Annotated in this window: 13 protein-coding genes and 1 pseudogene; 9 read left to right on the top strand and 5 right to left on the bottom strand. The window is 64.7% G+C overall.

Features of this window, described 5'->3' with window-relative positions; all coding sequences use genetic code 11:
* Positions 1–23: 23 nt before the first annotated feature.
* On the top strand, positions 24–989 hold the full coding sequence (gene nrdF / locus ASG84_RS13390) for a class 1b ribonucleoside-diphosphate reductase subunit beta (protein WP_057477537.1): 966 nt from the start codon (positions 24–26) through the stop codon (positions 987–989).
* 24 nt (positions 990–1,013) lie between these two features.
* Here the strand turns inward: nrdF and ASG84_RS13395 are convergent, their stop codons facing one another.
* The 4 genes from ASG84_RS13395 to ASG84_RS13410 form a co-directional block, all read right to left on the bottom strand.
* On the bottom strand, positions 1,014–1,211 hold the full coding sequence (locus ASG84_RS13395; protein WP_057477538.1) for a hypothetical protein: 198 nt from the start codon (positions 1,209–1,211) through the stop codon (positions 1,014–1,016).
* A 3-nt stretch (positions 1,212–1,214) separates the two neighbouring features.
* Positions 1,215–2,132: an SPFH domain-containing protein gene (locus ASG84_RS13400; RefSeq protein WP_057477539.1), complete on the bottom strand. Its 918-nt coding sequence runs from the start codon at positions 2,130–2,132 to the stop codon at positions 1,215–1,217.
* 99 nt (positions 2,133–2,231) lie between these two features.
* Entirely contained in the window at positions 2,232–2,705 is a 474-nt protein-coding gene (locus ASG84_RS13405; protein WP_057477540.1) for an NUDIX hydrolase, read from the bottom strand.
* 4 nt (positions 2,706–2,709) lie between these two features.
* Positions 2,710–3,795, bottom strand: a complete 1,086-nt coding sequence (locus ASG84_RS13410; RefSeq protein WP_235581652.1) for an iron-siderophore ABC transporter substrate-binding protein — start codon at positions 3,793–3,795, stop codon at positions 2,710–2,712.
* A gap of 301 nt (positions 3,796–4,096) precedes the next feature.
* On the opposite strand from ASG84_RS13410, the gene ctaD reads away from it, so the two are divergent.
* From ctaD to yczE, 4 genes and pseudogenes are all read left to right on the top strand, one after another.
* Positions 4,097–5,887, top strand: coding sequence for an aa3-type cytochrome oxidase subunit I (ctaD, locus tag ASG84_RS13415; protein WP_057477541.1), 1,791 nt, complete (start codon positions 4,097–4,099; stop codon positions 5,885–5,887).
* Between the two features lie 144 nt (positions 5,888–6,031).
* Positions 6,032–7,258, top strand: coding sequence for a phosphoserine phosphatase SerB (gene serB / locus ASG84_RS13420; RefSeq protein ID WP_057477542.1), 1,227 nt, complete (start codon positions 6,032–6,034; stop codon positions 7,256–7,258).
* Positions 7,255–8,076, top strand: a complete 822-nt coding sequence (locus ASG84_RS13425) for a peptidyl-tRNA hydrolase (protein ID WP_082520969.1) — start codon at positions 7,255–7,257, stop codon at positions 8,074–8,076. The genes serB and ASG84_RS13425 overlap by 4 nt, the downstream gene beginning before the upstream one ends.
* Before the next feature lie 78 nt (positions 8,077–8,154).
* Positions 8,155–8,736 (top strand): annotated as a pseudogene (gene yczE / locus ASG84_RS28755) (membrane protein YczE); the annotation flags it as partial.
* A gap of 11 nt (positions 8,737–8,747) precedes the next feature.
* Here the strand turns inward: yczE and glgX are convergent.
* Positions 8,748–10,913, bottom strand: coding sequence for a glycogen debranching protein GlgX (gene glgX, locus ASG84_RS13435; RefSeq protein WP_082520970.1), 2,166 nt, complete (start codon positions 10,911–10,913; stop codon positions 8,748–8,750).
* 31 nt (positions 10,914–10,944) lie between these two features.
* Here glgX and ASG84_RS13440 point away from each other — a divergent pair, with 31 nt between their 5' ends.
* From ASG84_RS13440 to ASG84_RS13455, 4 genes are read left to right on the top strand one after another with little or no spacing between them, the layout of a single operon-like run.
* Positions 10,945–11,787, top strand: coding sequence for an ABC transporter ATP-binding protein (locus ASG84_RS13440; protein WP_057477763.1), 843 nt, complete (start codon positions 10,945–10,947; stop codon positions 11,785–11,787).
* A gap of 50 nt (positions 11,788–11,837) precedes the next feature.
* Positions 11,838–12,653, top strand: coding sequence for an NUDIX hydrolase (locus tag ASG84_RS13445; RefSeq protein ID WP_057477543.1), 816 nt, complete (start codon positions 11,838–11,840; stop codon positions 12,651–12,653).
* Positions 12,654–12,679: 26 nt separating this feature from the next.
* On the top strand, positions 12,680–13,459 hold the full coding sequence (locus tag ASG84_RS13450) for an enoyl-CoA hydratase/isomerase family protein (RefSeq protein WP_057477544.1): 780 nt from the start codon (positions 12,680–12,682) through the stop codon (positions 13,457–13,459).
* Between the two features lie 58 nt (positions 13,460–13,517).
* Positions 13,518–14,507 (top strand): class I SAM-dependent methyltransferase, encoded by a 990-nt coding sequence (locus ASG84_RS13455; protein WP_057477545.1) that lies wholly within the window; start codon positions 13,518–13,520, stop codon positions 14,505–14,507.
* Positions 14,508–14,523: the final 16 nt, after the last annotated feature.

The raw sequence follows: 14,523 nt of genomic DNA on the forward strand, positions 1-14,523 counted from the left end.
CATCGACCTGTAGGTAGGCACCCATGGTAAAGCTCATCGATCGTGTCACCGCGATCAACTGGAATCGGGTCCAGGACGACAAGGACTCCGAAGTCTGGGAGCGTCTCACCAGTAATTTCTGGCTGCCCGAGAAGGTGCCGGTGTCCAACGACATCCCGTCGTGGGCAACCCTGACCGCCGTCGAGAAGCAGCTGACGATGCGCGTGTTCACCGGACTGACGTTGCTCGACACCATCCAGGGCACCGTCGGTGCCGTCAGCCTCATTCCCGACGCGATCACTCCCCACGAGGAGGCGGTGTACACCAACATCGCGTTCATGGAGTCGGTGCACGCGAAGAGCTACAGCTCCATCTTCTCCACCCTCAGCTCCACCCGCGACATCGACGATGCATTCCGCTGGTCCGAGGAGAACGTCAACCTCCAGCGCAAAGCCGAGATCGTACTGAACTTCTATCACGGTGACGACCCGCTCAAGCGCAAGGTGGCGTCGACTCTGCTCGAGTCGTTCCTCTTCTACTCAGGCTTCTACCTGCCGATGTACTGGTCCTCGCGGGCCAAGCTGACCAACACTGCGGACCTGATCAGGCTGATCATTCGCGACGAGGCCGTGCACGGGTACTACATCGGATACAAGTACCAGAAGGGTCTCGAGAAGGTCAGCGAGGAGCGGCGCGAGGAACTCAAGAACTACACGTTCGAGTTGCTGTTCGAGTTGTACGACAACGAGGTCGAGTACACCCAGGACCTCTACGACGAGATCGGTCTGACCGAGGACGTCAAGAAGTTCCTGCGCTACAACGCCAACAAGGCATTGAACAATCTCGGCTACGAGGGTCTGTTCCCCAAGGACGAGACGGACGTGAACCCGGCCATTCTGTCCGCACTGTCACCGAACGCCGACGAGAACCACGACTTCTTCTCGGGCTCGGGATCCTCGTACGTCATCGGAAAGGCAGTCAACACCGAAGACGAGGACTGGGACTTCTAGAGGCCCCTTCGCGCGCCGCGCCGCTCACTCTTTCGGTGGGCGGCCCGGCGCGCGAATGTCTTTGGCTTCCTTGGGCATTCGACCCTCGTCGCTCAATGCTCGACGCAGTAGGAACTCGATCTGAGCGTTGGTGCTCCGGAGATCGTCGGAGGCCCAGCGGGCGAGGGCGTCGTGCACCGCTGGGTCCAGCCGAAGCAATATTTTCTTACGCTCGACGGTCATGGCTCACTGGTACAGCGATCCGGTATTGACGACAGGTTGCGTGTCGCGGTCGCTGCACAGCACGACGAGCAGATTCGACACCATGGTCGCCTTTCTCTCCTCGTCGAGTTCGACCACGTGCTTCTCCTCGAGCTTCGACAACGCCATCTCCACCATGCCGACCGCGCCTTCGACGATCTGCTGACGCGCCGCAATGACCGCTCCCGCCTGCTGGCGCCGCAGCATTGCTTGTGCGATCTCCGGGGCATAGGCAAGACGGTTGATTCGGGTCTCGATCACCTCCACACCTGCCGACCGCACCCGCGCGTGTACCTCCTCCGACATCGCCGCGGTGATTTCGTCGGCGTTCTCTCGCAACGACATTCGGCCTTCGGCGTCGTACGGGTAGCTGCCGGCGATATGACGGACGGCCGATTCGGTCTGGACGGCGACGAACTCCTCGTAGTCGTCGACCTGGAAGGATGCCAGAGCGGTATCGGCAACCTGCCAGACGACGATGGCAGAGATCTCGATCGGATTGCCGTCGGCGTCGTTGACCTTGGATTGACCGGTCTCGTGGTTGCGAATTCGCGTCGAGATGGCCCTTCGGTACGTCAACGGATTGGTCCAGCGCAGCCCCGGTGTACGCAGCGTCCCGCTGTACGAACTGCCGAGTAGCTGCAGAACGCGAGCTTGATTGGGTTGAACCAGAGTCAATCCCATGAGTGCCGGCAGCGAGAGCACGAACAGCACGACTCCGCCGGCCGTGAGCCCCACCGTGGAGAAGACGAGTCCGAGAGCGAACGCGGCGATTCCGCCGAGAAACAGCGCGAGACCGACGCCGAGCATCGACCAGCCGGGCAGATCCCAGCCGGTGCGCTCGGCGATGGTCGTGGTCGGTGTTCCCGTCGGCTTCTCGGCGACGGTAGCGGGTGCGGACATGAGAACCTCCCTCTTGATGTTGATAGTAAAGTGATATCACATTACGAATCGAAAGGGTGACTGTTCGGCGGAGCTGTGCATTCGGTCCGGGTGGGGGAGTCAGCGTCGGAACCATGCCGTCGGGTCGTCGGCGATGGCTTTCTCGATCCGCAATCGTGAAGTGGCCGTGAGTTTTTCGGGTAACTCGTCGAGCGCGAACCAGGCTACGTCGAGATTCTCGTCGTCGGCGACATGAGGGGTGCCCGAGATGTAGCGGGCAAGGAAAGTGATGTCCAGATACTGTGCGACATCGCCGTTGGGGTACGTGATCGGCTCCGTCACGTCGACGCTCGTCAACCGCACGATCGTGGCCTCGATGCCGGTCTCCTCGCGGATCTCTCGCAGCGCGGCCGGTGCCGGTTCTTCGCCCGGCTCGAGGATTCCGGAGACCACGGCCCAGGTGTTGTTGTCCGCTCGCAGAGTCAGCAGTACTCGGCGGTCGTCGCTCACGACGACCGCACTGACACCGGACAACCAGAGCGGGGACGTACCGACGACGCTGCGGAGCGCCTGCACGAATTCCGGAATCGGCATCGCGTCAGGACACGTAGGCGTTCAGGGAAGCGGAGAGATCGGCCAGGATGGCACGCGCCGCGACAACTCCACTGCCGGACCAGACCGTGTCGTTCACGGCGAACACTCGCCCGTCGGTGACCGAGCCGAGTGCGTGCCATGCGTCGCTGTCCATCACCTCGCGGCCGAAGGCCTCGCCTTCGGTACCCGCGAATCGCACGTACACGATGTCGCCCTCGACTGGATCCAGATCATCCGACGCAACAGTGAAATCGGTATCGCGCTGACTTTGCGGCCGCGCAACACCCACCTCGGCGAGCACCTGGCCGGCGAAGGAGTTCGGACCGTCCACCTCGATCGTGTCCGCACCGAACCGGATGACCGACGCCTGCGTCTGCGTGGAATCGATCTCGCGACCGACCCGCTCGGCATCCGCAGAGAACGACGCGAGCTGCTCGAAACCGGCCTGCCCTCGGCCCAGTGCTGCCGCGGACTGCAGAAAGGTGTCCTTCCAGCCCTGCCCGGTCTCGGTGAACACGGTCGGCGCGATGGCATTCAGGGAGTCGTAGCTTTCGGCACCGAGAGAATCGGCACCGAGGATGAGATCGGGGTCGAGGGCGGCAATCGCCCCGAGATCGGGGGCTCCGACCGGGCCGACGGACGGAACGGACGACAAGCCTGTGCCGAGGTACAACGGTTGGTCTCCGTCTCCACGGAAATCTGGGTCGATCGTCGCCGCGCCGACGACGCGTTCCCAGATTCCGACCGCGCAGCTGGCGTCGAGGCCCGCGGCGTCGAGAACGACGATGCGCTGTGGGTCGGCAGGAATGGCGCTGATGCCCTCGGCGTGCCCAACGGGGCGGACATCGCCTTCGACTCCGGTTCGGTCCAGCGGGGCCAGTGCCGGGCACAGTCCCACGGTGTCCCGGTTGTTCCCGACCACACCCGCTCCGGCGATGTTCGTCGTTGTGCGAACGATGGTCGACGCGTCGTCCTGTGTCTCGGAATCGGAGCAGCCGACCACACTCACGGCCGCGGCAAGGAACGCCGCTACGACGGCGCCGGTCCTGCGCGATGCACACGAACGGGGGACTCGCAGGTGGAGTGGCAACGCGGGACTTCCTTCGACGGGTCGGGTGGTCTCACACAGTATCGGAAGACCGTTCTCGTAGAACACTCGAACGGGCACCGCCGAGGCCACTGAATCGACAGCGCGCGCGCTGCGCCCGGTGCCGCGGAAAGGCCCACAGCGCAGGCAGATCGCCCGATTCGAGCGGTGTCGAACGAGCCCAATACGACACACGGTAGGACCGGTTCGGCAAGTGTCGGTCCGACGGTCTACGATTCGAGTAGCGCACGACTAGATGACGTCGCCTCGTGATTCGGGGTCGGACGCGCAATCAGGAGGATCTGTGACTGCCCTAGCGCCTAGGCCCGCTCCCGCGGTGGATGCTGCTCGGCCGTTCCCGCCGAGGATGGGACCGAAGGGGTCGTTCCTGCACAAAGCGGTGACGACGACCGATCCCAAGGTCTTGGGAATCATGTATATCGCGACGTCGTTCGCGTTCTTCCTCGTCGGTGGACTGATGGCGCTGTTGATGCGCGCCGAGTTGGCCGTGCCAGGACTGCAGTTCCTGTCGAACGAGCAGTACAACCAGCTGTTCACCATGCACGGCACGATCATGCTGCTGCTGTACGCAACACCCATCGTGTTCGGGTTCGCCAACTACATCCTCCCGCTGCAGATCGGCGCACCCGATGTCGCCTTCCCGCGGTTGAACGCGTTCTCGTACTGGCTGTACCTGTTCGGTGCCCTGATCACCACAGCAGGGTTCATCACCCCCGGTGGCGCAGCCGACTTCGGATGGACCGCGTACACCCCACTCACCTCCGCTCTACATTCCCCGGGCGTCGGTGCCGACCTGTGGATCATGGGTCTGGCTGTGGCCGGTCTCGGCACCATCCTCGGTGGCGTCAACATGATCACCACGGTGATCTGCCTGCGTGCCCCCGGCATGACGATGTTCCGGATGCCGATCTTCACCTGGAACATCCTGGTGACGTCAATTTTGATCCTGCTGGCCTTCCCGCTGCTGACGGCGGCGCTGCTCGGCCTGGCGGCCGACCGCCACCTGGGTGCGCACCTGTTCGACCCGGCAACCGGTGGAGTGCTGCTGTGGCAGCACCTGTTCTGGTTCTTCGGGCACCCCGAGGTGTACATCATCGCGCTGCCGTTCTTCGGAATCGTCTCCGAGGTGTTCCCGGTGTTCTCCCGCAAGCCGATCTTCGGCTACTCGGGACTGATCTACGCGACCATTGCCATCGCCGCGCTGTCGATCGCGGTGTGGGCGCACCACATGTACGCGACCGGCGCGGTGCTGCTTCCGTTCTTCTCGTTCATGACGTTCCTGATCGCGGTGCCGACGGGCGTGAAGATCTTCAACTGGGTCGGCACGATGTGGCGTGGCCAGGTGACCTTGGAGACCCCGATGTTGTTCTCCATCGGCTTCTTGATCACGTTCGTGTTCGGCGGATTGACCGGCGTTCTGTTGGCTTCGCCGCCGATCGACTTCCAGGTCACCGACAGCTACTTCGTGGTGGCGCACTTCCACTACGTGGTGTTCGGCACGGTGGTGTTCGCGACGTACGCCGGCATCTACTTCTGGTTCCCCAAGATGACGGGCCGGATGATGGACGAGGCCCTCGGCAAGTGGCACTTCTGGCTGACGTTCTTCGGCTTCCACGCCACGTTCCTCGTCCAGCACTGGCTCGGAAACGAGGGAATGCCGCGTCGCTACGCCGACTACCTGCCGTCCGACGGATTCACCGAGCTGAACGTCATCTCCACCATCGGTGCATTCATCCTCGGTGCCTCGACCTTGCCGTTCGTCTGGAACGTCTTCAAGTCCTACCGCTATGGCGAGGTCGTCACGGTCGACGATCCATGGGGCTACGGCAACTCACTGGAATGGGCCACCTCCTGCCCGCCGCCGCGACACAACTTCACCGAGCTGCCTCGCATCCGGTCGGAGCGTCCCGCGTTCGAGCTGCACTACCCGCACATGGTCGAGAGGATGCGCTCGGAAGCGCACGTCGGGCCGGGCGCACACGGTGGTAAGACCACCGCTGTCATGGAGCAGGCCCGCCGGGCGCCGCTCGCCACCAGCGATCACGAAGGGTCCGGAGACCCCGACCCCAGGTAGTCACAGCACAGCGAGAGCCCCTCCCGGCTACCGGGTGGGGCTCTTCGCTTGCGACAATCTCGTGGCGCGTTCGGGTCGGCCCGCTCGCCGCGCGGTGACACGAAGACGTATCCGGCCGTTGGCCGAATGTGAAAGGGAGATCCGGTGAAGTCGAACGACACCGCAGTGCTGGTGACGGTGACGGGACCCGACAAGCCGGGCGTCACCTCGGTGCTGTTCGCGGCATTGTCTCGGCACGAGGTAAGCCTTCTCGACGTGGAGCAGGTGGTCATTCGCGGCAGGCTGACCCTCGGTGTCCTGTTGACTTGTCCGCGCGATCCCGAAGCGCTGCAGGAAGAGCTCGAAGACGCCATGGCCACGGTCGGGGTGCATGTGGACGTCGAGATCGGTGCTGCGCAGAGTGGTGGTCGCAGCCTGGGCACACATGTCGTCGTCGTTCTCGGTCGACCCGTGACAGCGCGGGCGTTCAGCACCATCTCGCGCGAGTTGGCCCGTCAGGGCGCGAATATCGACTCCATCCGCGGAGTTGCCGACTACCCCGTGACGGGCCTCGAACTGCAGGTAACTGCAACCGACACGTCACCGACTGCCGATGTCGCACTCCGTACCGGTCTCGCGGCGATCGCAGCGGGAATCGGTGTGGACGTCGCTGTCGAAAGGGCAGGCATCGCGCGTCGCTCGAAGCGGCTCATCGTGTTCGACGTCGACTCCACGCTGGTACAGGGCGAGGTCATCGAGATGTTGGCTGCGCGTGCCGGACGCGAGGAGGAAGTGAGAGCGGTCACCGAAGCGGCGATGCGCGGCGAGATCGACTTCACGGAGTCCCTCGAACAGCGGGTCGCCGTACTGGCAGGTCTCGACGAATCGGTCATCGACGAGGTGGGCGAAAGTCTGGAGCTGACGGCGGGCGCACGAACCACCATTCGAACCCTGCGACGACTCGGGTTCGCGTGTGGAGTCGTATCCGGAGGTTTCCGGCAGGTCATCGAAGGTCTGGCCCACGAACTCGAACTGGATTACGTCAAGGCGAACACGCTCGAGATCATCGACGGCAAACTCACCGGACGCGTGATCGGTGAAGTGGTCGACCGAGCGGCGAAGGCGACCGCATTGCGCGAATTCGCCGCACAATCGGGAGTACCGATGGAGCAGACGGTGGCGGTCGGCGACGGAGCCAACGACATCGACATGCTCACTGCGGCCGGCCTCGGCGTCGCCTTCAACGCCAAGCCTGCCCTGCGCGAAATTGCCGACACCGCCATCTCGCATCCGTACCTGGATGCGGTGCTGTTCATTCTCGGCGTCACGCGCCACGAGATCGAAGCTGCGGATGCAGTCGACGGGGGAGTCCGTCGCGTCCCGATCCCATGATCGGCGAGCACCCGGCCGGCAGTCCCGAGATCGGATATCCCGAGGTCGGCGATGTGACACCTGAGGTGACCGGCGAGAACGACGCCGAAGAGTTCCTGGCGGAGAACACGTTCGACTCGCGTCATGCCGAGCTCGCCCGTGGGTACGGAGGAGCCGAGGATCCGGCAGACCCGGCGGACGTTCTGGCCATGCCGTTGGTTCTGCACATTCCGAAGACGGATCCGCCGTTGCGCAGCGAGTTGCTCGAGGCAGCCGCCCGGGCGACGGTAGCGCTGTGCCTCGACCCGCGTGTGGGTCCCGGTGCCTCCTGGCACGATGCCTTCGCCGAATGGTCGTCGGCTCGAATTCGCAAGGTTGCCCGTCGGGCACGGGGTGCGCAATGGGCGGCCGCACAGGACGTCCCGGGAGTCACGGTCGTCGTGGGCGGCGCATCGGCACGAGCATTCGTTCCCGGTCGCGTCGGCGACCTCGATCCACGGATAAAACGGCTGCAGATCGGTGGTACCGATGTTCCACCAGACGAGGCATCCGAGCCAGGGGCGGGTCCGGTGCTGTGGGTCGATGCGTCGTTGTCCATGACGGTGGGGAAGGCTGCCGCTCAGGTGGGGCATGCCTCGATGTTGCTTGCCGGAGCGATGAGCGTGGAGGAGTGCCGAGACTGGGCGTCGGCGGGCTACCCGTGCTCCGTTCGTCCAGCGGATCGACAGCAGTGGGCACGCGCGCAGGACGAGGTTCGCGATGGGCGTGCCGTCGCGGTGCGAGATGCGGGCTTCACCGAAGTGGCACCGGGCTCCACGACAGTGATCGCGGTTCGCTGACGCCCGTGTCCCGAGTGGGGGTCCACTGTCGTAGAACTGGCTATGCAGAACATATCCAGTAGTACGGAGACTGGGAGTATGTTCACCTCACCACGTCGTGCAGTCGCCGGTCGTCGTCTCCCGTCCCGGTTGGGTGCTCTCTACGTCGGGTTGTGGCTGTACGGGGCGTCCATGTCCTTGATGATCGCCGGTGGCCTCGGTGTCAATCCCTGGGACGTGTTCCACCAGGGCCTCGAACGCCACGTCTCGCTCAGCTTCGGGACCATCACCGCGCTCACCGGAGTGGCCGTGCTGCTGATGTGGATTCCGCTGCGACAGCGTCCGGGTCTGGGGACCGTGAGCAACGTCGTGGTGATCGCAGTGGCCGTGGATGCGACGTCGGCGCTGTTGCCGCATCTCGACGGTCTCGTGATTCGATCGCTGGCCATGGTGTCGGGGATCGTGCTGAACGCCTTTGCCACAGCCCTGTACATCGGTGCCGGAATGGGCCCTGGCCCACGCGACGGTCTGATGACCGGTCTGGTGGCGAGAACCGGGTGGTCGATCCGGCTCACCCGCACCGGAATCGAGTTGACCGTCGTGCTCACCGGTTGGCTGCTCGGCGGCACGCTGGGGCTCGGAACGGTGCTCTACGCCCTCGGAGTCGGTCCACTCGTGCAGCTTTTCATGACCTACCTGCCCGCGCTACGGAACACCAGCACCGTGGAGCCGGTCACCGATATCGTCGAACCTGCCTCCAGCGCAGCAGTATCCGGCGGTACTCCGTCCGGGTACGACGAATCGAGTACCGGGACGAACCGAGACGTCGACCAACTCGGGCAGGCCAAGGTGATCTCAGCGGGTCCGCCCGAGTGCAGGATCAAGAGCGAACTCGCATCGTCGACCTGCCCGCCGTCCGAGGCGTAGGACCGGACGTCGGAACCGTCGACCCACGCTGCGATCGTGCGTACCGAGTCGTCGTTCCACCGATCCGTGTCGAATTCCCTACCGGCAGAGTCGAACCACACCAGGTCAGGTCGGCCGGTCGGCGTTGCACGGCCGGTGAAGAATTCCTGCTGTCGCAGCGTCGGAGCACTCGCTCGGACGCGCAGCAATCGGCCGACGAATCGAATCATGTTCTGATCGGCGCTGTTCCAATCGATTGCCCACGCGTCTTCGATCGGTGCATCCTCGGGAACGCAGTACGCGTTGTTGTTGCCGACCTGCGTGTGGCCCAGTTCGTCGCCGGCGAGGAGCATCGGCGTACCGGTCGAGAGGGTCAACGTGGCCAGCAGGGCGCGCACGTGGCGACCACGGGCGTCGAGTACGGATGGATCGTCGGTCTCGCCCTCGACACCGTGGTTGACCGAGGAGTTGTTGTCGGTGCCGTCTCGGTTTTCTTCCCCGTTGGCTCCGTTGTGCTTTCGTTCGTACGACACCAGGTCGCGGGCGGTGAATCCGTCGTGTGCAGTGACGAAGTTGATCGACGCCCACGGCAATCGGCGGCTACCCGCGAACAGATCCTCGGAACCGGCCAGGCGAGAGGCCAGTTCACGAACGCCGTGGTGGCCTGCCCAGAAGCCTCGAACCGTGTCGCGGTAGCGATCGTTCCATTCGGACCACGCCATGCCGAAGTTTCCGACCTGGTAACCGGCACCGGTGGCGTCCCACGGCTCGGCAATCAGCTTGACCTGGGCCAGCAGGGGATCGACGGCTATCGCGGTCAGCAGCGGTGCGCGGGGGTCGAATCGCCAACCACCGGGCCGCCCGAGCGTGCTGGCAAGGTCGAACCGGAATCCGTCGACGCCCATCTCGTCCACCCAGTAGCGCAGACTGTCGCACACCATGCGTACGACCGCGGGCGATGCCGAGTCGAGGGTGTTGCCGCAGCCGGTCAGGTCGACGTCCGATCCGCGGCCGTCGAGCAAGTAGTAGCCGGGAGCGTCGAGGCCGCGCCAACTGATGGACGGCCCGTCGACCGAGGACTCGCACGTGTGGTTGTAGACGACGTCGAGGATCACCTCGATCCCTGCGCCGTGCATCGCGTCGACCATGGTGCGAAACTCGTCGACCTCGTTGCCGGTAACAGCAGCGAACCGGGGGTCCGGTGCGAAGTACGACCCCGTCGAGTAGCCCCAGTGGTTCCGCATTCCGCGGGCACGCACACCGGGCTCGGTGAAGGTGGTGTGGACCGGTAGCAATTCGATCGACGTGATGCCGATACGCGCGAGATGTTCGAGTACCGCGGGTTGGGCGAGTCCCAGATAGGTTCCGCGAAGATGTTGAGGGACAGCAGGATTGCGGGCAGTGAAGGATCCCACGTGCAGCTCGTAGAGAACGGTGCGGTCCCAGGGCACGGACGGGCGCGCCGGTCGATCGGAGCGCGCGAGAGATGCGCGAACCACGGCGAGAGGGAGGTGCCCGAGCGAATCGCGAGTGCTGGGCAACCCGAACGGATCGTCGTCGTAGGCCAACAGAGCCGACGGGTCCCCGAATTCTCCACTGACCTGGCGCGCGGACGGGTCCAGCAGAATTTTCGCACCGTTGAATCGACGTCCCGCGTGTGGATCCCACCGGCCGTACGCGCGGAAGCCGTATCGGTCACCGGGTCGAACGCCAGGAACGAAGCCGTGCCGAACGCCGAACGTGCTGCTCGTCAGTTCCAGCCGTCGTTCGCCGCCGTCCGGGTCGATCAGGCAGACCTCGATGCCATCGGCCTCGGGCGCGTGGACTGCAAATTGAGTACCAGTCGACATCGGGGTGGCCCCGAGAGGGAACGGTGATCCAGGTGGATTGGAGCCGGTTTCCGGGTCCGCTGTTCGATGGGCACCGGCGGGCAGATCGTGAGTGGGCGACACGCGTGCACATCCTGCCGTGAATGCAGGGTCGATGTGCGGGAAGATAGGCGTCGTGTCCGAACCAGATCCCGACCTGCTCGTAGATTTCACCGACGTCGTCGTCCGCCGTGGTGGTGTGACCTTGGTGGGGCCCGTCACCTGGAAGGTGGAACTGGACGAACGGTGGGTCGTCCTCGGGCCGAACGGTGCCGGAAAGACATCGTTGCTGCGCATTGCAGCGGCCGAAATCCATCCGACATCGGGTGTGGCCCACGTGCTGGGCGAGGTCATGGGCAAAGCCGACGTCTCCGAACTCCGGCCCCGGATCGGGTTGTCGTCGTCCTCGCTGGCCCACCGCATTCCGGCCGACGAGCTCGTGTCCGATCTGGTGGTCTCAGCGGGATACTCCGTGCTGGGGCGCTGGCGCGAGAAGTACGACGCAGTCGATACCGAACGCGCTGTGGAGATGCTGGAAAGTCTCGGTGCGGAGCACCTCGCCACTCGCACCTACGGCACCCTCTCGGAAGGCGAGCGCAAGCGGGTTCTGATCGCGCGTGCGTTGATGACCGACCCCGAACTGCTGCTGCTCGACGAGCCCGCGGCGGGCCTCGACCTGGGCGGCCGCGAAGAACTGGTGGCTCGACTTGCCGACATCGCCGCCGACCCTGATTCTCCTGCCACCGTGCTGATCACCCATCACGTCGAGGAAATCCCCCCGGGTTTCAGTCACGCATTGCTGCTCAAGGAAGGCGGTGTGGTGGCCCAAGGGCTGGTGGACGATGTCATCACCGCCGAGAACCTGACCGAGGCGTTCAGCCAGTCGATCTCGCTCGACCGTGTCGACGGCCGCTACTTCGCACGCCGCACCCGTGCTGCCGGCGCGCACCGACGCTAGCGCTGGACCGGACCGATCTCACTGGGCTGCTCAGCGGTACGTTGCCTTTCATGAGCTCGAACAGTGCTGCCGATCACGTACTCGCACGTGACGCCTCGACAGTCATCCTGATCCGTGACGGACGCGTCCGTTCCGAGATAGAGGTATTTCTTCTCGAACGGGTAGGCGGAATGGCCTTCGCGGGCGGAATGACGGTATTTCCCGGCGGCGGTGTGGACCCGTCGGACGCCGCCGCTGACGTGGGGTGGGCAGGCCCACCGCCCTCCTGGTGGGCCGAACGCCTCGGAACCGACGAGGGCAAAGCACAAGCGTTGGTGTGCGCTGCGGCGCGCGAGACGTTCGAGGAGTGCGGAGTACTGCTGGCCGGGTCGGCATCGGACTCCATCGTGGCCGACACTGCGCCGTTCGCCGCTGAGCGAGGTCGACTCGAACGTCGCGAGCTCTCGTTCGCCGAATTCCTCACCGCCCACGATCTGGTGCTGCGCTCGGACCTGCTCAGGCCGTGGTCTCATTGGATTACACCGGTGGGCGAAGCGCGACGGTACGACACTCGGTTCTTCGTCGCGGTGCTCCCGGAAGGCCAGAAGGCGGACGGGGAAACCAGCGAAGCAGCGTCGGTCAGTTGGCGTTCGACCGGTGATGCCTTGGCTGATTGGCGACAGGGAAACACCATCCTGCTCCCACCGACGTGGAGCCAGTTGGACGCACTGTCTCGGTTCGACACCGTCGCCGATGTCGTCGAACACGAACGAGACATCATCCCGATCCTCCCTGTTCTCACCCGCGAGGATGGCGCGGTCCGGGTGGTCTTCGACGGGGAAGACGCGTACTACGCCGGAGCGCGACATCCTTGGGCAGATCGCTGAACCGTCGCCGGGTAGCCTTTCCGCCCATGGCTGAGTTCGTGAATCTGGAAGTATCCGACGGCATCGGCACCATCCGCTTGGACCGACCGCCGATGAATGCGCTCGATCGTCAGATGCAGGAAGAGATTCGCCAGGCGGCGCGAGAAGCCACTGTGAACACCGACGTCAAGGCGGTCGTCGTCTACGGCGGCGAGAAGGTGTTCGCGGCCGGTGCCGACATCAAAGAGATGGTGGCGATGTCGGCGGCGGAAATGGCGGAGATCGCTGGGGACCTGCAGGCCGCTCTCGGCTCGCTGAGCACCATTCCCAAGCCGGTGGTCGCCGCGGTCACCGGATACGCGCTGGGCGGTGGACTCGAGGTCGCTCTCGGTGCCGATCGTCGCATTGCCGGAGACAACGCCAAGTTCGGTGTCCCCGAAGTGCTCCTCGGTGTCATTCCCGGCGGCGGCGGCACTCAACGACTCGCGCGGCTGATCGGCCCGAGTCGAGCCAAGGACATGGTCTTCACCGGCCGGTTCGTCGGAGCGGAGGAGGCCCTGCGGATCGGTTTGGTGGACGAGGTGGTGGCCCCCGACGAGGTGTACAACGCTGCGCGGGCGTGGGCCGAGCAGTTCACCACGGGAGCATCGCGGGCGCTCGCTGCCGCAAAAGCCTCGATCGATCAGGGGCTCGATGTCGATCTCACCAGCGGCCTTCGTATCGAGGCCCAGCAGTTCGCGGCCCTGTTCGCCACCGACGATCGCACGATCGGGATGAAGTCCTTCGTGGCAGACGGCCCGGGCAAAGCGACCTTCACGGGCCGGTGACCCAGCCCCCGGAAACCGACGGAGTTGTTTCACAGCTACTGGATAGTAGGCTCGCCTGATGACTGCAAGCCCCCACGATCCTGCCCCGAACCCGCACGCCACTGCCGAGCAGGTCGAGGCAGCACGATCGGACACCAAACTGGCGCAGGTGCTCTACCACGACTGGGAAGCCGAGACCTACGACGACAAGTGGTCGATCTCCTACGACGAGCGCTGCATCGACTACGCCCGCGGAAGGTTCGATCAGGCTGTCTCCGGGGATGCCGACGCGCAGGCCGCTCTGCCGTACGGCCGCGCCTTGGAATTGGGCTGTGGAACCGGTTTCTTCCTGCTCAATCTGATGCAGGCGGGCATTGCGAACAAGGGCTCGGTCACCGACCTGTCTCCGGGAATGGTGAAGGTTGCTTTGCGTAACGCCGGGCACCTCGGTCTCGACGTGGACGGCCGAGTTGCCGACGCCGAGACCATTCCGTACGACGACAACACGTTCGATCTGGTTGTCGGACACGCGGTGCTGCATCACATCCCGGACGTCGAGCAGTCCCTGCGCGAGGTGTTGCGCGTGCTCAAGCCCGGCGGGCGATTCGTCTTCGCGGGCGAACCCACCACCGTCGGCAACTTCTACGCTCGCTGGCTCGGACGGATCACCTGGGAAACGACCACTCGCGTGACGAAGCTGCCGTTCCTGGCGAGTTGGCGCAAGCCGCAGGAAGAGCTCGACGAGTCTTCGCGAGCCGCTGCGCTCGAGGCCGTCGTCGACCTGCACACATTCGATCCCACCGATCTGGAAAGCATCGCGCTGTCGGCCGGTGCCGAGCGCGTGCAGGCCAACACCGAGGAGTTCGCCGCTGCCTTGCTCGGGTGGCCGGTGCGGACGTTCGAGGCGGCGGTCCCCGCGGGGAAGCTTGGCTGGAACTGGGCGAAGTTCGCTTTCGGCGGTTGGAAGACGCTGAGCTGGGTCGACGAGAACGTGCTGCAGCACGTGGTGCCGCGCGGGCTGTTCTACAACGTGATGATCACCGGCACCAAGCCCGCCCCTCGCGCTTGATCGGCTCGGGCCGCCG

Origin of the sequence: Rhodococcus sp. Leaf278, assembly GCF_001426085.1 — a bacterium.
Taxonomy (GTDB): Bacteria; Actinomycetota; Actinomycetes; order Mycobacteriales; family Mycobacteriaceae; genus Rhodococcoides.

Bases quoted from the DNA above. Each gene is read 5' to 3' on its own strand.
- ASG84_RS13455 (WP_057477545.1), top strand. From the start codon at position 13,518: ATGACTGCAAGCCCCCACGATCCTGCCCCGAACCCGCACGCCACTGCC.
- ASG84_RS13425 (WP_082520969.1), top strand. From the start codon at position 7,255: ATGATCGGCGAGCACCCGGCCGGCAGTCCCGAGATCGGATATCCCGAG.
- ASG84_RS13450 (WP_057477544.1), top strand. From the start codon at position 12,680: ATGGCTGAGTTCGTGAATCTGGAAGTATCCGACGGCATCGGCACCATC.
- ASG84_RS13395 (WP_057477538.1), bottom strand. From the start codon at position 1,211: ATGACCGTCGAGCGTAAGAAAATATTGCTTCGGCTGGACCCAGCGGTG.
- ASG84_RS13400 (WP_057477539.1), bottom strand. From the start codon at position 2,132: ATGTCCGCACCCGCTACCGTCGCCGAGAAGCCGACGGGAACACCGACC.
- ASG84_RS13445 (WP_057477543.1), top strand. From the start codon at position 11,838: ATGAGCTCGAACAGTGCTGCCGATCACGTACTCGCACGTGACGCCTCG.
- ASG84_RS13440 (WP_057477763.1), top strand. From the start codon at position 10,945: ATGTGCGGGAAGATAGGCGTCGTGTCCGAACCAGATCCCGACCTGCTC.
- ASG84_RS13405 (WP_057477540.1), bottom strand. From the start codon at position 2,705: ATGCCGATTCCGGAATTCGTGCAGGCGCTCCGCAGCGTCGTCGGTACG.
- nrdF (WP_057477537.1), top strand. From the start codon at position 24: ATGGTAAAGCTCATCGATCGTGTCACCGCGATCAACTGGAATCGGGTC.